The 17741-nt window shown below is 59.7% G+C and carries 17 protein-coding genes; all 17 read left to right on the forward strand.

Translation table 11 applies throughout. The annotated features are described in order from the left end of the window. The first annotated feature begins 316 nt into the window (after positions 1–316). The 17 genes from GY791_10130 (at position 317) to GY791_10210 (ending at position 17701) form a co-directional block, all read left to right on the forward strand. Positions 317–682 carry an NADH-quinone oxidoreductase subunit A gene (locus GY791_10130; protein MCP4328777.1) on the forward strand — a complete coding sequence of 122 codons (366 nt, stop codon included), beginning with the start codon at positions 317–319 and terminating at the stop codon, positions 680–682. Then, positions 673–1221, forward strand: a complete 549-nt coding sequence (locus tag GY791_10135) for an NADH-quinone oxidoreductase subunit B (protein MCP4328778.1) — start codon at positions 673–675, stop codon at positions 1219–1221. Before GY791_10130 ends, GY791_10135 begins: the two co-directional genes overlap by 10 nt. A gap of 22 nt (positions 1222–1243) precedes the next feature. After that, complete coding sequence (locus GY791_10140) at positions 1244–1855, forward strand: NADH-quinone oxidoreductase subunit C (GenBank protein ID MCP4328779.1); 612 nt, start codon at positions 1244–1246, stop codon at positions 1853–1855. Then, complete coding sequence (locus GY791_10145; GenBank protein MCP4328780.1) at positions 1855–3033, forward strand: NADH-quinone oxidoreductase subunit D; 1179 nt, start codon at positions 1855–1857, stop codon at positions 3031–3033. The genes GY791_10140 and GY791_10145 overlap by 1 nt, the downstream gene beginning before the upstream one ends. After that, positions 3030–3641 (forward strand): NADH-quinone oxidoreductase subunit NuoE, encoded by a 612-nt coding sequence (nuoE, locus tag GY791_10150; protein ID MCP4328781.1) that lies wholly within the window; start codon positions 3030–3032, stop codon positions 3639–3641. Before GY791_10145 ends, nuoE begins: the two co-directional genes overlap by 4 nt. After that, on the forward strand, positions 3641–4927 hold the full coding sequence (gene nuoF / locus GY791_10155) for an NADH-quinone oxidoreductase subunit NuoF (protein MCP4328782.1): 1287 nt from the start codon (positions 3641–3643) through the stop codon (positions 4925–4927). Before nuoE ends, nuoF begins: the two co-directional genes overlap by 1 nt. A gap of 10 nt (positions 4928–4937) precedes the next feature. Continuing rightward, positions 4938–7001, forward strand: a complete 2064-nt coding sequence (locus tag GY791_10160) for an NADH-quinone oxidoreductase subunit G (protein MCP4328783.1) — start codon at positions 4938–4940, stop codon at positions 6999–7001. Further along, on the forward strand, positions 6994–8016 hold the full coding sequence (gene nuoH, locus GY791_10165; GenBank protein MCP4328784.1) for an NADH-quinone oxidoreductase subunit NuoH: 1023 nt from the start codon (positions 6994–6996) through the stop codon (positions 8014–8016). The genes GY791_10160 and nuoH overlap by 8 nt, the downstream gene beginning before the upstream one ends. Positions 8017–8103: 87 nt before the next feature. Beyond that, positions 8104–8592 (forward strand): NADH-quinone oxidoreductase subunit NuoI, encoded by a 489-nt coding sequence (nuoI, locus tag GY791_10170; GenBank protein MCP4328785.1) that lies wholly within the window; start codon positions 8104–8106, stop codon positions 8590–8592. 64 nt (positions 8593–8656) lie between these two features. Beyond that, the gene (locus GY791_10175; protein MCP4328786.1) at positions 8657–9271 is read left to right on the forward strand and encodes an NADH-quinone oxidoreductase subunit J; all 615 of its coding nucleotides are present in this window, start codon (positions 8657–8659) and stop codon (positions 9269–9271) included. A 4-nt stretch (positions 9272–9275) separates the two neighbouring features. Further along, positions 9276–9584 carry an NADH-quinone oxidoreductase subunit NuoK gene (gene nuoK, locus GY791_10180; GenBank protein ID MCP4328787.1) on the forward strand — a complete coding sequence of 103 codons (309 nt, stop codon included), beginning with the start codon at positions 9276–9278 and terminating at the stop codon, positions 9582–9584. A gap of 6 nt (positions 9585–9590) precedes the next feature. Beyond that, positions 9591–11522, forward strand: a complete 1932-nt coding sequence (gene nuoL / locus GY791_10185) for an NADH-quinone oxidoreductase subunit L (protein MCP4328788.1) — start codon at positions 9591–9593, stop codon at positions 11520–11522. Between the two features lie 3 nt (positions 11523–11525). Continuing rightward, the gene (locus GY791_10190) at positions 11526–13040 is read left to right on the forward strand and encodes an NADH-quinone oxidoreductase subunit M (protein MCP4328789.1); all 1515 of its coding nucleotides are present in this window, start codon (positions 11526–11528) and stop codon (positions 13038–13040) included. Positions 13041–13043: 3 nt separating this feature from the next. Then, positions 13044–14489 (forward strand): NADH-quinone oxidoreductase subunit NuoN, encoded by a 1446-nt coding sequence (nuoN, locus tag GY791_10195; protein ID MCP4328790.1) that lies wholly within the window; start codon positions 13044–13046, stop codon positions 14487–14489. A gap of 23 nt (positions 14490–14512) precedes the next feature. Beyond that, the gene (locus GY791_10200; protein MCP4328791.1) at positions 14513–15271 is read left to right on the forward strand and encodes a biotin--[acetyl-CoA-carboxylase] ligase; all 759 of its coding nucleotides are present in this window, start codon (positions 14513–14515) and stop codon (positions 15269–15271) included. A 1-nt stretch (position 15272) separates the two neighbouring features. Beyond that, on the forward strand, positions 15273–16046 hold the full coding sequence (locus GY791_10205; GenBank protein MCP4328792.1) for a type III pantothenate kinase: 774 nt from the start codon (positions 15273–15275) through the stop codon (positions 16044–16046). Beyond that, the gene (locus GY791_10210; GenBank protein ID MCP4328793.1) at positions 16043–17701 is read left to right on the forward strand and encodes a ribonuclease J; all 1659 of its coding nucleotides are present in this window, start codon (positions 16043–16045) and stop codon (positions 17699–17701) included. The genes GY791_10205 and GY791_10210 overlap by 4 nt, the downstream gene beginning before the upstream one ends. The last annotated feature ends 40 nt before the right edge of the window (positions 17702–17741 follow it).

Here is a 17741-nt window from a genome sequence, read left to right on the forward strand (position 1 = left end):
AGTCCGGCCGCACCAAAATCGTCTCGAAGTGAAACCGGAGAACCCATGGCAAACCTCCATCCGTTTGCCATCTTGAATCAGAAAAACACCGTTCCGGAAAGCCCCTATATGAGTCCCACTCACAGAGACTTGGTATAAGCCATCTTGGCGCAGACGTGGGTTCTTCTACGTCGCGGCGCTCGGAAACGGGGTTTCCAACCTCCCCCTGACGTTCTATAAGGGATTACCCTCGGAGCGCCTATTTCGCTGGACTTCCCGGCGTTCGTGCAGCGCAATATAGGAGCGCTGGCTGGGGCAAAGGGAGAGGACGCGCCACGTGGATTCCTTATTGTTGGAATACCTGCCGATTTTGATTTTTATTGGCATCGCGGTCGGGCTGTCCGCTGTCCTGTTGCTCGCATCCTATATCATTGCCCGGCAGAACCCGGATTCGGAGAAATTGTCCGCATACGAGTGTGGGTTCGAACCGTTCGATGACGCCCGCGGCCAATTCGATGTCCGGTTCTACCTGGTTGCGATCCTGTTCATTATTTTCGATCTCGAGGTTGCGTTCCTGTTCCCGTGGGCGATTACCCTTGGCGAGATCGGATATTTTGGATTCTGGTCGATGGTTCTGTTTCTCGCCATCCTGACAGTCGGATTCGTCTACGAGTGGCGAAAGGGGGCGCTGGAATGGGAGTAGAGGCCGAGTTCAAACAAGGCGGCCCCTTGCCGCCCGGCGCGGAGCAGGACCGCGTTCTCAAATCAGTTACGGAGGAGTTGCAGGAGAAAGGCTTTATCGTCGCCCAATTGGACAACGTGATCAATTGGTGCCGAACGGGGTCGATGTGGCCGATGACTTTCGGTCTCGCCTGCTGCGCGGTCGAGATGATGCATAGCGCGTGTAGCCGCTATGATCTGGACCGGTTCGGCATCGTATTTCGACCGAGCCCGCGCCAGTCCGATGTCATGATCGTCGCGGGCACCTTATGCAACAAAATGGCACCCGCACTGCGCAAGGTCTATGACCAGATGGCCGAGCCCCGCTATGTGATCTCAATGGGGTCGTGCGCCAATGGTGGCGGTTACTATCATTATTCCTACTCGGTCACGCGCGGCTGCGACCGAATCGTTCCGGTAGATATCTATGTACCTGGTTGCCCGCCGACCGCCGAAGCTCTGCTCTATGGGTTTTTGCAACTGCAGAAAAAGATTCGGCGCACCGGCTCGCTAAGCCGGTAGGCAACCGAGAGCAAGGACGCATATGGAACAGGCGCTGATCGAACTTGGCGAGCACGTCCGCGGATCTTTGGGGCGCGACGTTACCGCGGTGGAAGACGGCAACGGCGAACTGATCATTCGGGCCCGCCGCGAAGGGATCGCGCGAGTGCTCCAATTCCTGCGCGATGACAGCACATGCTCGTTCAAGCTGCTGGTCGATGTATGCGGCGTCGATTATCCGGACCGGGCAGAACGGTTTGAGGTCGTCTATAACTTGTTGAGCCTCAACCATAACCAGCGTTGCCGGGTCAAGGTATCGTGCGCTGAAGATAGCCCTGTCCCGACGGTCAGCGGCGTGTTCAGTGTGGCGAACTGGTTCGAGCGCGAGATTTGGGACCTCTATGGTGTGTTCTTCGAGGACCATCCCGATCTTCGCCGTATCTTGACCGACTACGGCTTCCAGGGGCACCCCTTGCGCAAGGACTTTCCGCTGACCGGCTATGTCGAGCCGCGCTACGATACCGAACAGAAGCGCGTCGTCTACGAACCGGTCAAATTGGTCCAGGAGTTTCGGACTTTCGATTTCCTCAGTCCCTGGGAAGGCATGACCCCGTCTTTGCCGGGCGACGAGAAGGCTGAGGAAAAAACGTCCTAATGGCCGAAGTCGCGATCCGAAACTACACCCTGAATTTCGGCCCGCAGCATCCTGCGGCGCACGGAGTTCTGCGCATGGTCATGGAACTCGACGGCGAAGTCGTCGAGCGTGTCGACCCGCACGTCGGCTTCCTTCACCGCGGCACCGAGAAGCTGATCGAGCACAAGACATATTTGCAGGCCATACCGTATTTCGATCGCCTGGATTATGTCTCACCAATGTCGTTGGAACATGCCTTCGTGCTCGCCGCCGAGAAGTTGCTCGGCCTCGAAGTGCCGGAACGCGCCCAGTACATACGGGTTCTGTTTTGTGAAATCACACGCATTCTCAACCATCTCTTGAACGTCCCGGCGTTCGCCCTTGACGTCGGCGCCATGACGCCGATGCTGTGGGCTTTCGAAGAGCGCGAGCATTTGATGGAGTTCTACGAGCGCGCGAGTGGCGCTCGCTTTCATTCGGCTTATTTCCGAGTTGGTGGAGTCCACCAGGATATCCCTGCCGGAATGCTCGACGATGTGTTGGAATGGGCCGGCCGTTTCGGCAAGATTATCGACGACATGGAAGGCCTGCTGACCGAGAACCGCATTTTCAAGCAGCGGACGGTCGATATCGGGATCGTATCGGCCGAGGACGCCATCGATTGGGGTTTCACGGGCCCCATGCTGCGGGGTTCCGGCGTCGCGTGGGACTTGCGCAAGGCTCAGCCGTACGACGTCTACGATCGGATGGATTTCGATATCCCAGTCGGCAAAAACGGGGATTGCTACGACCGCTACTTGGTACGTATCGAGGAGATGCGGCAGAGCCTGCGCATCATCGAGCAATGTTGCGCGCAAATGCCGGACGGTCGGCACGTCGCCGACGATCAGAAGGTCGCGCCGCCGAAGCGGGGTGAAATGAAACGCTCGATGGAAGCGTTGATCCATCATTTCAAGCTGTTTACCGAAGGCTTCCACGTGCCACCGGGCGAGACCTATACGGCGGTCGAGGCGCCGAAAGGCGAGTTCGGCGTCTATCTTGTATCGGACGGCACTAACCGGCCCTATCGATGCAAGATCCGGGCGCCCGGTTTTGCGCATCTTCAGGCGATGGATTTTTGCTGCAAGGGATACATGCTGGCCGATTCGGTCGCCATTCTCGGCTCCATGGACATCGTCTTCGGGGAGGTCGACAGATGACCGCCGATTGGGCAGTGGAGCCGGAAAGCTTCGCCTTTACGCCGGAAAACCTGGCCAAGGCGGACGCGTATATCGCGAAATATCCCGATGGCCGCCAGGCCAGCGCGGTCATGCCGTTGCTCGATCTCGCGCAGCGACAGCAGAACGGCTGGTTGTCGAAAGCGGCCATCGAATACGTTGCCGACTATCTCGGCATGCCGATCATCCGCGTCTATGAGGTCGTCAGTTTTTATGTCATGTATTTCGACAAGCCGGTCGGCACTCATGTTGTGTGGGTCTGCACGACGACTCCGTGCTGGTTGCGCGGCAGCGAAGAGGTTCTTGACGCATGCCGAGAGAATCTCGGTATCGAAGTGGGGGAAACCACCGATGACGGCACGTTCACGTTGCTTGAACAGGAGTGTCTCGGGGCTTGCGTGAATTCACCCATGATGCAAATCGGCGACCATTATTATGAGGACCTGGACCGCGAAAAGACGATTGCGGTTCTGGATGCTCTCCGCCGTGGCGAACAGCCGCCTATCGGATCGCAATCGGGTCGTCAGACATCGGCGCCGCAATCGGGACCCAAGGTCCTGATTGATATTGAGCAGATGGGAGAAAGTTGATGCTGCGCGACGCCGATCGGATTTTCACCAATCTCTACGGTATCCACGATCCAGGCCTTGCCGGTGCGCGCCGTCGCGGCGATTGGGACGGAACGAAGGAGATCCTGGGCCGCGGGCGCGACGCCATCATCGAGGAGATGAAGAGTTCCGGTCTGCGAGGACGGGGCGGCGCAGGTTTCCCCACGGGATTGAAGTGGTCATTCATGCCCAAGGAGAGTGACGGCCGGCCGCATTATCTGGTGGTAAATGCCGACGAGTCGGAACCTGGGACCTGCAAGGATCGGGATGTCATGCGCCACGATCCCCATAAACTGGTCGAAGGGTGCCTGATAGCCGGCTTCTGCATGGGCGCCCATACCGGGTATATCTATATTCGCGGAGAGTTCTACGACGAGGCGGTCGCTTTGGAAAAGGCGATTGCGGAGGCCTACGAGGCCGGGCTGGTCGGCCGTAACGCCTGCGAGAGCGGCTGGGATTTCGACCTTTATGTGCATCGCGGGGCCGGCGCCTACATCTGTGGTGAAGAAACCGCCCTGCTCGAAAGTCTCGAAGGAAAGAAGGGACAGCCGCGGTTAAAACCGCCGTTCCCCGCCAATGCTGGTGCCTACGGTTGTCCAACGACGGTCAACAATGTCGAGACCATTGCCGTCGCGCCAACGATATTGCGACGCGGCGCTTCGTGGTTCACGGGATTTGGCCGCGAAAACAACCACGGAACCAAACTCTATTGCATTTCCGGCCACGTCAACGAGCCGTGCAATGTTGAAGAATCGATGAGCATCCCACTGCGCGAGCTGATCGAGAAGCATGCCGGCGGCGTACGCGGCGGTTGGGATAATCTGCTCGCCATCATACCGGGGGGATCGTCCGTACCGCTTCTGCCGAAATCGATTTGCGATACGGTGCTGATGGATTTCGACGCCTTGCGGGAGGTCAAGTCAGGGCTCGGCACGGCGGCCGTAATGGTGATGGACAAGTCGACCGATATCGTCAAGGCCATCGCGCGCCTTTCCAAATTCTACATGCATGAAAGCTGCGGCCAATGCACGCCCTGCCGGGAGGGCACGGGATGGATGTGGCGCGTTATGGAACGGTTGGTGCGCGGCGAGGCCGAAGTCGGCGAAATCGATATGCTGCTCGAGGTGACCTACCAGGTCGAAGGCCATACGATCTGCGCCTTGGGCGACGCGGCGGCGTGGCCTATACAAGGCCTGATCAGGCATTTTAGGCCTGAATTGGAACGCCGTATCGTCGAACGCCAAACGACCGGCCAAGCGGCGGCGTGAGGGGACGGCCATGGTGAAGCTGACCATCGACGACAAGGAAATCGATGTCGAGCGCGGGCTGACCGTGCTGCAGGCCTGTGAGATCGCGGGCGTGGAAATTCCTCGCTTTTGCTATCACGAGCGCCTGTCGATCGCGGGCAATTGCCGAATGTGCCTGGTCGAGATGGAGAAGTCGCCAAAGCCCATCGCTTCGTGCGCGATGCCGGCAGGCGAGGGCATGGTGATCCGTACCAACTCCGCCGTGGCGCGAAAGGCACGCCAGGGGGTGATGGAGTTCCTGCTCATCAACCACCCGCTCGATTGTCCGATCTGCGACCAGGGCGGAGAATGCGACCTGCAGGATCAGGCGATGGCCTATGGCGGCGATCGCACCCGTTATCACGAGAACAAGCGCGCGGTGAAGGACAAGTACATGGGGCCGTTGATCAAGACGATCATGACCCGGTGTATTCACTGCACCCGCTGTATCCGGTTTGCCACCGAGGTCGCGGGTGTGCCGGAATTGGGCGCGGTCAATCGTGGTGAGCATATGGAGATCACCACATACCTCGAAAAGACGATGACGTCCGAAATGTCGGGCAACGTGATCGACCTTTGCCCGGTTGGGGCATTGACCTCGAAGCCCTATGCCTTTAGCGCCCGGTCGTGGGAATTGACCAAGACCGAATCGATCGATGTCATGGACGCGGTTGGCAGCAATATCCGCGTCGACTCGCGGGGCGGGGCGGTGATGCGTGTTCTTCCGCGTCTGAACGAAGACATCAACGAGGAATGGATTTCAGACAAGACGCGCTTCGCCTGCGATGGCCTATTGCGCCAACGTCTCGATCGCCCCTACGTGAGGCGCGAGGGTAAGCTGCAAGAGGCGTCGTGGACCGAAGCGTTCACCGTCATCGCGACCCGCCTCAAGGAGATACCGGGCGACCGCGTGGCGGCAATCGCCGGCGATCAGGCTGATGTTGAGGCGATGTACGCATTGAAGGATCTCATGGCCGTGCTTGGCTCGCCGCACCTCGATTGCCGTCAGGATGGGGCGTGGTTCGATCCGTCGCGCCGCGAGAACTATATTTTCAATACGACGATCGCCGGTATCGAGCAGGCCGATGCCTGCTTGATGGTAGCGGCGGATCCCCGGCACGAAGCCCCAATCATCGAGGCCCGCTTGCGTAAGCGGTGGTTGATGGGCGGGTTTGGCACCGCTTCGATTGGACCCGATATCGACCACACCTTCCCGGTTCTGAAGCTGGGCGCCGGTCCGGAGACCCTGCTCGCCGTGCTGGACGGAACGGCCGATTTTGCCCGGATTCTCGAAAGCGCGGAACGACCGATGCTGATCCTTGGCCAGGGCGCGCTTGCGCGGGCCGACGGCGCTGCCGTCTATGCGACCGCAACGCAAATCGCAGAAAAGTATGGCGTGGCGATCGACGGATGGAACGGGTTCAATGTTCTCCATACCGCAGCGGCCCGCGTCGGCGGTCTAGATATCGGTTTCTTACCTCGAACAGGCGGCCGTGACGTGTCGGGTATCCTTGCCGGCGCGGGTGCCGGCGAGATCGGCGCGGTCTACTTACTGGGTGCTGACGAAATCGACATGAATGCGCTCGGCGAGGCATTCGTGATCTATCAGGGTCATCACGGTGACGCTGGTGCCCATCGCGCCGATGTTATTCTTCCTGGCGCGGCCTACACGGAAAAGTCGGCAACCTACGTCAACACCGAAGGCCGCTTGCAGATGACCGAAATCGCCGTTTTCCCGCCCGGGGATGCACGCGAGGACTGGACCATCATCCGCGCCTTGTCGGAGCCCTTGGGGCACAAATTGCCCTTTGACAATCTCGACCAATTGCGCGCCTTGATGTTCGACCAGGACGGAACGCTATTCGGCATGCGCGACAACGAAGAAGTTGGCGGCTCGTTGACCGGACCCGCCGCCATGGATGCTTCAACACCGTTCCAGCTTCCTATTCGAAATTTCTATATGACCTGCCCGGTCAGCCGGGCTTCGGAAACCATGGCTCAGTGCGCCGCGGAGCTGGGCATCGGACCCGATGTGAGGACCGGCACCGATGGGTAGTTTCCTCGATACCTATATCTGGCCAACGGCGCTGATCGTGCTCTACATCATTTTGATCGTCGTGCCGATCATCATTAGCGTTGCCTATTTGACCTATGCCGAGCGCAAGGTCATTGCCGCCATGCAATTGCGAAAAGGCCCCAATGTGGTTGGGCCATTCGGCCTGCTGCAACCGTTTGCCGACGGCTTCAAGCTGCTGCTCAAGGAGACGATCGTTCCGAGCAGCGCAAACCGCGTGGTATTCATCCTGGCGCCGATCGTGACGTTCAGCCTCAGCCTGGTGGCTTGGGCGGTAATTCCCTTCGATGCCGGTCTCGTGCTCGCCGACATCAACGTTGGCATCTTGTATCTGTTCGCGATTTCTTCTCTCGGCGTCTACGGAATCATCATGGCGGGGTGGGCCAGCAATTCGAAGTACCCTTTCATCGGCGCGCTGCGGTCGGCCGCCCAGATGGTTTCCTACGAGGTTTCGATCGGGTTCGTAATGATCACCGTGCTGCTGGTTGCGGGATCGTTGAATCTAAGTGAAATCGTCATGTCGCAGGAGGGCGGATTTTGGCGCTGGCATTGGCTGCCGTTGCTCCCCATGTTCGTCATCTTCTTCGTCTCCGCACTGGCCGAAACCAACCGCGCACCGTTCGACCTTCCGGAAGCCGAGGCCGAACTCGTCGCCGGATACAACGTGGAATATTCGGCGTTCCCGTTCGCGCTCTTCTTCCTCGGCGAATATGCCAATATGATTTTGATGAGCGGCATAACCACAGTTCTGTTCCTCGGCGGTTGGTTGGCGCCGATCGAGATCGAGCCGTTGACCTGGATTCCCGGCCCAATTTGGTTTGCCCTAAAAATTGCCGCTGTCTTGTTTGTCTTTCTTTGGGTGCGGGCGACGTTTCCACGGTATCGCTACGATCAGCTGATGCGGCTTGGCTGGAAGGTGTTTCTGCCGATTTCCCTGGCGGCGGTGGTGGTCGTTGCCGGCGTATTGATGGTCACCGGCTGGGTTCCGGTGAGGTAGGCGCACGATGATGGTAAATGAGGCGTCATATCGAGGACGGGCGGCGGCCGATCTCAGACAAAGGCCGGCTCTTAGCGGAGAGAGGACATAGCAATGTTGGACCGCGGGGCACGCACCGTCTTGCTAGGAGAGTTGTTGTCGGGCATGAGCTTGACCCTCAAGTATTTCTTCAAGCCCAAGGTGACGATCAACTATCCTTACGAAAAAGGCCCCCTGAGCCCGAGGTTCCGGGGCGAACATGCATTGCGCCGGTATCCCAATGGGGAGGAACGTTGCATTGCCTGCAAACTCTGCGAGGCGGTGTGTCCGGCCCAAGCGATCACGATCGAAGCGGAACCGCGGGCGGACGGCAGCCGACGGACCACCCGCTACGACATCGACATGACGAAATGCATCTATTGCGGCTTCTGCGAGGAGGCCTGCCCGGTCGATGCCATCGTCGAGGGACCGAATTTCGAGTTTGCAGCCGAGACCCGGGAGGAGCTGATGTATGACAAGCAAAAGCTTCTCGACAACGGCGACCGCTGGGAATCGGAGATCGCCTCCAACTTGGCACTCGACGCACCGTACCGCTGAACGAAATCGATAAGGGGAAGGGGATCAAGGTGGGCATAACGCATCGGCACGGGCGGAGGGTCGCGTGATCATCCAGGCCTTCGCGTTTTATTTGTTTTCCGCCATCGCCATCGCGTCGGCGGTCATGGTGGTCTCCGCCCGCAATCCCGTGCACTCGGTGCTGTTCCTGATCCTAGCTTTCTTCAATGGCGCGGCTCTATTCGTCCTGCTGGGGGCGGAGTTCCTGGCGATGATCCTGGTCGTCGTCTATGTCGGCGCCGTAGCCGTGTTGTTCATGTTCGTCGTCATGATGCTGGACATCAATTTCGTCGAGCTACGCCAAGGCTTTCAGCAGTATTTGCCGGTCGGTGCCGTGCTGGCGCTGATCCTCGTCGTCGAGCTCATTCTCGTCGGCGCCGGGTGGGTGCTTGCGCCTGAAACCAAGGCCATTCTGGCCGATCCGGTCCCGCCCGCGGAGGCGGTCAGCAACACGCGGGCGCTCGGCCAGCTCCTCTACACGAAGTATGTCTATCTGTTTCAGGCGGCCGGCTTGGTTCTGCTGGTCGCGATGATCGGCGCCATCGTGTTGACCCTCCGGCATCGCCCCGACGTACGACGGCAACGCATCGCCAGCCAGATTCGCCGCCGGCGCGAGGATTCGGTGGAGATCAAGAAAGTGCCCACCGGTAGCGGGGTGTAGGCGGATGGAAATCGGATTGGGTCATTACCTCACCGTCGCGGCGATTATCTTCACGATCGGCGTTTTCGGGATCTTCATCAATCGCAAGAACGTCATCGTAATTCTGATGTCGATCGAATTGATGCTGCTCGCCGTCAACATCAATCTGGTCGCTTTTTCGGCCACGCTGCAAGACCTGGTCGGCCAGATATTCGCCGTTTTCGTGTTGACCGTTGCCGCCGCCGAAGCGGCCATCGGTTTGGCTATTTTGGTCGTCTACTTCCGCAATCGCGGCTCGATCGCGGTCGAGGACATCAACATGATGAACGGATAGACCGCCATGGAAGTCCTTGTCGTATTCCCGCCTTTGCTCGGCGCGATAATCGCCGGGCTGTTCGGGCGTTGGATCAAGGACACCGCGGCGATGGCGGTGACCGTCGGGATGATGTGCGTATCCGCCATCTTTGCCGTCATCCTCTTCTTTACGGTGGCGATCGACGGGCACGAGACCCACGTCGTTCTGTTTACCTGGATCGATTCGGGATCACTCGAATTCAGCTGGGCCATCCACTACGACACGCTGACCGCCGTCATGTGCGGCGTGGTGTCGGTCGTGTCGACGGCGATTCACGTCTATTCGATCGGCTATATGGGTCATGACCCGCACAAGCCGCGGTTCTTCGCCTATTTGAGCTTCTTCACGTTCTTCATGTTGATGCTGGTGACCGCCGACAACCTAGTGCAGCTGTTCTTCGGCTGGGAAGGCGTCGGTCTTTGCTCCTATCTGCTGATCGGGTTCTGGTATGAACGCCCCGCCGCCAATGCCGCCGCGATCAAGGCCTTTGTCGTCAACCGTATCGGCGATCTCGGCTTCCTGATGGGTATTTGCGGCCTCTTCCTGCTGTTCGACAGCGTCGACTACGCGACGATTTTCGCCGCCGCGCCCAGCGTGGCGGGAACGACAATGAGCTTCATCGGCATCGAATGGGATGCCCTCACCATCGTCTGCCTGCTCCTGTTCATCGGCGCGATGGGCAAATCGGCGCAATTCCTGCTCCATACCTGGCTGCCGGACGCCATGGAGGGCCCGACACCGGTTTCGGCGCTGATCCACGCGGCGACGATGGTCACCGCGGGCGTATTTATGGTCTGCCGCCTGTCACCGGTTTTCGAATATGCGCCCGATGCGTTGATGGTCGTGACCATCGTCGGCGGCGTCACCTGTTTCTTCGCCGCGACCATTGGCATCACCCAATACGACATCAAGCGCGTGATCGCGTATTCGACATGCAGCCAGTTGGGCTACATGTTCTTTGCCGCCGGCGTTTCGGCATTCCCGGCGGCGATCTTCCATCTGGCTACCCATGCCTTCTTCAAGGCGCTGCTGTTCCTGTGCTCGGGCTCGGTTATCCACGCCATGGGCGACGAGCAGGATATGCGCAAGATGGGCGGCCTGTGGCGCAAGATTCCCTACACCTACGCCATGATGATCATCGGCAGCCTGGCGCTTTCCGGAATACCGATTTTCGCCGGCTACTACTCCAAGGACATGATTATCGAATCGGCGTGGGGCGCCCACACCTATGTCGGCGACATGGCGTTCTGGCTTGGCGTTGCCGCCGCTGCGCTCACCGCCCTCTATTCCTTCCGATTGATCTTCCTGACCTTCCATGGCGCGCCGCGGATGGACCAAAAGACCTGGGACCATGTCCACGAATCGCCGCTGTCGATGTTGGGACCACTGGCATTTCTGTCGATCGGCGCGACTTTCGGCGGGATCCTCGGCTATGACACGTTCGTCGGTGCGGATTTCGAGGCGTTCTGGCGCGAATCGATCCTGATCCTGCCGCAGAACCATGCCATGGAGGCCGCACATCATGCGCCGTTGTGGGTGAAGTTGCTGCCGTTGGTCGTCGGTGTCGCCGGCATTATCCTCGCTTATATCGCCTACATGTCTTGGAAGCAGCTTCCGGGACTCGCGGTTTCCTGGATGCCGCGGCTGCATATGTTCTTGTTCAAGAAGTGGTATTTCGACGAGCTCTATGACGCCATTTTCACGCGCCAGGCGTTTTTCCTCGGCAACGGCCTGTGGCGCACCGGCGACGGCACATTGATCAACGGGTTGGGCCCCGATGGCTTGGCCGCGACGACCCTTAGCCTGGCACGCCGGGCTGGCCGGCTGCAGTCCGGTTATGTCTACCACTACGCCTTCGCCATGCTGATCGGCGTGGTGTTCCTGTTGTCCTGGTATCTGTTCCAGCAGGCGGGCTAGGCAATGGAAACCTTTCCCATCCTCACCGTCGTCACCTTCCTCCCCTTGATCGGGGCATTGTTCATTCTCTTCGTCCGCGGCGAAGAGGAGGTCGTGGCGCGCAACGCGCGCTGGGTCGCGCTGTGGACGTCAGGCATAACCTTCGCCTTGTCGTTGATGCTATGGGCGCTGTTCGATCCGACGACGGCCGCCTTTCAATTCGAGGAGCGCGCCGATTGGCTGCCCGAGTTCAATATCTCCTACCACATGGGGATCGACGGCATTTCGATGTTCTTCGTCTTGCTATCGACCTTCCTGACCCCGATCTGCGTTCTTTCGGCGTGGGAGTGCATCACCTACCGTGTTCGCGAATACATGGTCGCTTTCCTGGTCCTCGAGACCTTGATGGTCGGCATGTTCTGCGCCCTCGACCTGATCACCTTCTACATGTTCTTCGAGGGCGTTCTCATCCCGATGTTTCTCATCATCGGCATCTGGGGCGGCGAGGACCGCGTTTACTCGGCGTTCAAGTTCTTTCTTTTCACGCTGACCGGGTCGGTGCTGATGCTGCTGGCGATGCTGGCGATCTATTTCTCGGTCGGCACCACCGACATACCGACGATCATGGAACACGGCTTCTCGCGACAGGTCCAGATCTGGCTTTGGTTAGCGTTCTTCGCTTCCTTTGCCGTGAAGGTGCCGATGTGGCCGGTTCATACCTGGCTGCCCGATGCCCATGTCCAGGCGCCGACGGCGGGGTCGGTTATCCTGGCCGGCGTGCTGCTGAAGATGGGGGGATACGGTTTTCTCAGGTTTTCGGTACCGATGTTTCCTGACGCCACGGAATATTTCACGCCGCTGATCTTCACGCTCAGCGTGGTCGCCATCATCTATACCTCGCTGGTCGCGTTGGTGCAGACCGACATGAAAAAATTGATCGCCTATTCGTCGGTTGCCCATATGGGTATCGTGACGATCGGCATCTTCGCGCTCAATCAGCCTGCGGTCGAAGGCGCGATCGTCCAAATGTTGAGCCATGGCGTGGTCTCGGCGGCATTGTTCCTCGTAGTCGGCGTGGTTTACGACCGGCTCCACACCCACGTCATCGACCGCTTCGATGGCTTGGTCCACCGGATGCCGGTCTATGCTTTCATTTTCATGGCTTTCATGCTGGCCTCGGTCGGCCTGCCCGGGACCAGCGGCTTCGTCGGCGAGTTTCTCGTCATCGTCGGCGTGTTTCAGGTCAACACCTGGGTCGCCGTGCTGGCCGGGCTGGGGATCATCCTCGGCGCGGCCTACATGCTCTATCTCTACCGGCGTGTCATCTTCGGCACCATGACGAAGGACGACATCAAGGATTTCACCGATCTCAGCCCGCGTGAAATCGCGGTCTTCGCGCCACTGGTGGTGGTAATGCTGTGGATGGGTATCTATCCATCATCGTTCCTCGACATGATCCACACCTCCGTCGTGCATTTGATCCAGAATTACGAGACCGCCTTGGCGGCGAGCCAGGCAATGATCGTGGCGGGGCAATAGGCGATGTCCACGTTTCCTGACCTTCTGCCGGCGTTGCCCGAAATATTTCTCGCCGCGGCCGGCATGGTGCTGTTGATGATGGGCGTGTTTACGCGCGGCGACGGCACTCGCATGGTGTCGTGGTTTACCATCGCCGTTTTGTTGGCGACCACGCTCGCCGTTGTCGCGACTCGCCACGGCACGCCGACGACGACGTTCGCCGGCATGTTTGTCGTCGACGACTTTGCCGCCTTTATGAAGGTTCTGGCGCTGCTCGGCACCGTGCTCGCCCTTATTCTGTCGAGCGACTTCAATCAACGCGAACGCATCGATCGTTTCGAGTACCCGATACTGTTTCTGTTCGCCGCGCTTGGCATGATGATGATGATTTCGGCGAACGATCTGATCGCTCTCTATTTGGGCCTTGAGCTGCAGAGCTTGTCGCTCTACGTCGTCGCCGCATTTCGACGGGATACCATCCGTTCGAGCGAGGCTGGGCTTAAGTATTTCGTCCTCGGCGCCTTGTCTTCGGGTCTCCTGCTGTATGGCGCATCCCTTGTCTACGGGTTCACCGGAACGACGAGTTTTGCGGCCCTCGCCGAAATATTCGGGCACGAATCGCCATCCGTCGGCCTAATCGTCGGCCTGACTTTTGTTATCGCGGGTCTGGCCTTCAAGGTTTCCGCGGTGCCATTTCATATGTGGACACCGGACGTGTACGAGGGCGCGCCGACCCCGGTGACGGCCTTTTTTGCTGCGGCTCCGAAGGTGGCGGCGATTGCGCTCTTGATGCGTGTCATGATCGGGCCGTTTGGCGACCTCGTCGTCCAATGGCAGCAGATCATCGTGCTGATCGCAATCTTGTCGATGGCGTTGGGCGCTTTTGCCGCGATCAACCAGCGCAATATCAAGCGGCTGATGGCCTACAGCTCGATCGGCAACGTCGGTTATGCGCTAATCGGTCTCGCCGCCGGAACCGAGATCGGGATTCGGGGCGTCCTGATCTACATGACCATTTACCTGGTCACCACGATCGGCACCTTCGCCTGTATTCTGACCATGCGTCGGCAAGGCCGCATGGTCGAACAGATTGCGGATCTTGCAGGCTTGTCAAAGACCAATCCGGGCATTGCCCTCGCGCTCGCGGTTTTCATGTTCTCGCTGGCCGGAATTCCGCCGCTCGCCGGGTTCTTCGGCAAGCTTTATGTCTTCCTCGCGGCCATCGAGGCCGGCCTCTATGCGCTCGCCGTCATCGGCGTGCTGACCAGTGTGGTGGGCGCATTCTACTATCTCCGCATCGTCAAGCTTATGTATTTCGACGATGCCGCCGAGCCCTTCGACCTGCCGATCAGCCAGGAATTACGTTCGGTCATCGCGGTCACCGGGCTGATCATCATGTTCTTTTTCTTGTGGCCGACCCCGGTGCTCGATACGGCGGCGGCCGCGGCTGCGTCGCTTTTCACTGGCTGACCCCAATTTCGGTCCGGCGCGGAATGAGCGGCCAGTTCGATCTCCCGTCCTATTGCACTCCGGTGCTGCTCGAACAGGTCGACAGCACCAACGAGGAGGCGAAACGCCTGGCGGCGGACGGCGCACCTCATTTGACGTTGGTGGTCGCCCGGCACCAGACAAAGGGCCGCGGCCGGCAGGGACGCGCCTGGGTGTCGCCACCGGGAAACCTTTACAGTTCCTTGGTGCTTCGTCCCGATTGTTCGCCGGCGGTGGCCGCGCAGATCGGTTTTGTCGCCGCCCTTGCAACCCGGGACGTCATTGTGGACTTCACCCATGGGGCGGTCGACGTCCGCTGCAAATGGCCAAACGATGTCCTTATCGATGGCCGGAAGGTTTGTGGGTTTTTGCTGGAATCCGCCGCACTCGGGGCTGACCGCGTGGATTGGTTGGTGTTGGGCCTGGGCGTTAATTTGGTCAGCGCGCCGGTTGGCATCGATCGCCCGGCGACCTGCCTTGCCGACAACGGTGTCACGTCCTGCCTACCGGAAGATTTTCTTCAGGCCTGGATTCCGACCTTCGTCCACTGGTATAGCCGGTGGCGGAAATTGGGCTTCCGGACCATTCGGGAAACATGGCTGTCGCACGCGATCGGTCGCGGCGAGCCCATCGAAGTACGGCTCGGTGGGGAGACCATCCGAGGTCTTTTCGCCGATCTCGATCGAAGCGGCGCCTTGATAGTGGATCAGTCGAATGTGCGGCGGACCGTCACCGCCGGTGACGTCTTCGCGCTTGGAAATTGACATGCTGCTCGCCATCGATTCCGGAAACACCAACGTCCATTTCGCGATCTACGACGGCGATACGCGGAAGGGCGAATGGCGAACCTCGAGCAATGCCGATCGGACGGCGGACGAATACGCCGTTTGGCTCGACCAGCTAATGCAGCTGGATGGGCTGAAACGTAATGACGTCGACGCGGCGGTGATCGCAAACGTGGTTCCGGCGACCGCCTTCAATCTGCGCAGTCTGTGCCGCCGCTATTTCGACTGCGAACCGCTGGTTGTCGGTGAGGACGGCGTCGATCTCGGCATTAAGGTATTGCTTGGACGACCCGACGAGGTTGGCGCGGATCGATTGGTCAACGCGGTCGGGGCCGGACTTTCCTACGATACACCGCTCGTCATCATCGATTTTGGAACGGCGACGACGTTCGACATCGTAAATGGCGACGGCGACTATCTCGGCGGTATCATTTGCCCCGGCATTTCCCTGTCTTTGGAGGCGCTCCATGCCGCGGCGGCCAAGCTGCCGCTGGTCGCCGTCAAGCGCCCGCCCCAGGTTATCGGAACCGGTACCGTCACGGCGATGCAATCCGGCGTTTACTGGGGCTATGTCAGCATGATCGAAGGTCTCGTGGCGCGGATCGAGGCGGAATACGGCGCCGCCCTGACCGTTATTGCGACCGGTGGCCTGGCCCCCTTGTTCAACGACGCCACGGAGGTCATCCAGCACCTCGATCCCGACCTGACGATGCGTGGATTGTTGGAAATATACGGGCGAAGCAGTCGGGCATGACCGCGTCGATTTCGACGAAGCCGGATGAGCTCTATTTCGTCGCCCTCGGCGGGGCCGGCGAGATCGGTATGAACCTCAATCTATTCGGCCATCGAGGTAAGTGGCTGATGGTCGATTTGGGCGTCACCTTCGGCGACGATCAAGCCCCGGGCGTCGACGTCATCATGCCCGATCCGGGTTTCATCGCCGAGCGTGCCGGCGATCTCGTCGGGCTCATCCTGACCCATGCCCACGAGGACCATATTGGTGCCGTCCAATATCTCTGGCCGCAACTCAGGTGCCCGATCTACGCCACCGCGTTCACTGCTTCGGTCCTGCGCCGCAAGCTCGCGGAAACGGGACTGGAGGAGGCGGCGAAGATCACGATCGTGCCCGCGGGCGGTTCGTTTTCCGTCGGCCCGTTCGACATCGAATACGTGACTCTGACGCATTCGATTCCCGAGCCCAACGGCCTCGCGATTCGGACCTCGGCGGGCACCATCTTTCACACCGGTGATTGGAAGCTGGATCCCGACCCGCTGGTCGGGCCGGTCACCGACGAACAATATCTACGCGACCTCGGTGAAGAGGGCGTGCTGGCGCTGATTGGCGATTCGACCAATGCCCTGCGGGCCGGCACATCGGGGTCCGAGGCGGACGTCCGTCGTCACTTGGTCGATTTGGTGTCGGAATACGACAAGCGGGTTGTCATAACCTGCTTCGCAAGCAACGTCGCGCGGGTCGAGACGATCGCCAAGGTGGCCGAGGCGACGGGCCGCCATGCGGCGTTGGCCGGGCGGTCGATGTGGCGCATTCACGATGCGGCGCGCGAGAACGGTTATCTCGATAATTTGCCGCCGTTTCTAAGTGAAGAAGACGCCGCTCATCTGCCTCGCGACCGGGTATTGATCGCATGCACCGGCAGCCAGGGCGAACCCCGTGCCGCACTGACCCGCGTGGCGACCGACCAGCATCCGCATATCACACTGGAGGCGGGTGATGCCGTCATCTTTTCTTCGCGAATCATTCCCGGAAACGAAAAGTCCATCGGCCGGCTTCACAACCATCTGATACGCAAGGGCCTCGATGTCATCACCGAGCGTGACCACTTCGTTCACGTATCCGGCCATCCGGCGAGGGACGAATTGATTCGGATGTATCAGTGGATCCGACCAAAAATCGCGGTGCCGGTTCACGGCGAGGGCCGTCACCTCCTGGAGCACGCGCGCATCGCACGGCAATGTCAGGTCGGGCAGACGGTAATCGCGGAGAATGGGACGCTCGTACGCCTCGCGCCTGGCGTCGCCGAGACCGTCGGCGAAGTCCCCACCGGGCGGCTCGCCGTCGACGGCAAGGTGCTCGTCGATTTGTCCGCGGTGACACGCGCTCGAAACAAATTGATTTACAACGGTGCCGTCGTCGTCACCATGGTCGTCGATGATGCAGGCGATATGATGGATGATCCGATGGTTTCCCTCCAAGGACTGCCGGACGGCGGCGGCGCGCTGAACCGGGAGGTCGCGCTGGCCATTCGCGAGTTCGTGGAGGATTTGCCGGACGGTGCGAAAACAAGCGACAAGCGTGTCGAGGAAGCCGCTCGGCGGGCTGTTCGGCAGACGATAAATGACGAGATCGGCAAGCGCCCGGTTATCGACATTCATTTGGTCCGAATTTGAACTTACAGTAAGAACGCAAGGTTCGCGGAGAGGCGGTGCA

Source organism: Alphaproteobacteria bacterium, from assembly GCA_024244705.1.
GTDB lineage: Bacteria > Pseudomonadota > Alphaproteobacteria > JAAEOK01 > JAAEOK01 > JAAEOK01.

Coding starts and splice junctions, on each gene's coding strand:
- GY791_10135 (MCP4328778.1), top strand. CDS start 673: ATGGGAGTAGAGGCCGAGTTCAAACAAGGCGGCCCCTTGCCGCCCGGC.
- GY791_10140 (MCP4328779.1), top strand. CDS start 1,244: ATGGAACAGGCGCTGATCGAACTTGGCGAGCACGTCCGCGGATCTTTG.
- GY791_10145 (MCP4328780.1), top strand. CDS start 1,855: ATGGCCGAAGTCGCGATCCGAAACTACACCCTGAATTTCGGCCCGCAG.
- nuoE (MCP4328781.1), top strand. CDS start 3,030: ATGACCGCCGATTGGGCAGTGGAGCCGGAAAGCTTCGCCTTTACGCCG.
- nuoF (MCP4328782.1), top strand. CDS start 3,641: ATGCTGCGCGACGCCGATCGGATTTTCACCAATCTCTACGGTATCCAC.
- GY791_10160 (MCP4328783.1), top strand. CDS start 4,938: ATGGTGAAGCTGACCATCGACGACAAGGAAATCGATGTCGAGCGCGGG.
- nuoH (MCP4328784.1), top strand. CDS start 6,994: ATGGGTAGTTTCCTCGATACCTATATCTGGCCAACGGCGCTGATCGTG.
- nuoK (MCP4328787.1), top strand. CDS start 9,276: ATGGAAATCGGATTGGGTCATTACCTCACCGTCGCGGCGATTATCTTC.
- nuoL (MCP4328788.1), top strand. CDS start 9,591: ATGGAAGTCCTTGTCGTATTCCCGCCTTTGCTCGGCGCGATAATCGCC.
- GY791_10190 (MCP4328789.1), top strand. CDS start 11,526: ATGGAAACCTTTCCCATCCTCACCGTCGTCACCTTCCTCCCCTTGATC.
- nuoN (MCP4328790.1), top strand. CDS start 13,044: ATGTCCACGTTTCCTGACCTTCTGCCGGCGTTGCCCGAAATATTTCTC.
- GY791_10200 (MCP4328791.1), top strand. CDS start 14,513: ATGAGCGGCCAGTTCGATCTCCCGTCCTATTGCACTCCGGTGCTGCTC.
- GY791_10205 (MCP4328792.1), top strand. CDS start 15,273: ATGCTGCTCGCCATCGATTCCGGAAACACCAACGTCCATTTCGCGATC.
- GY791_10210 (MCP4328793.1), top strand. CDS start 16,043: ATGACCGCGTCGATTTCGACGAAGCCGGATGAGCTCTATTTCGTCGCC.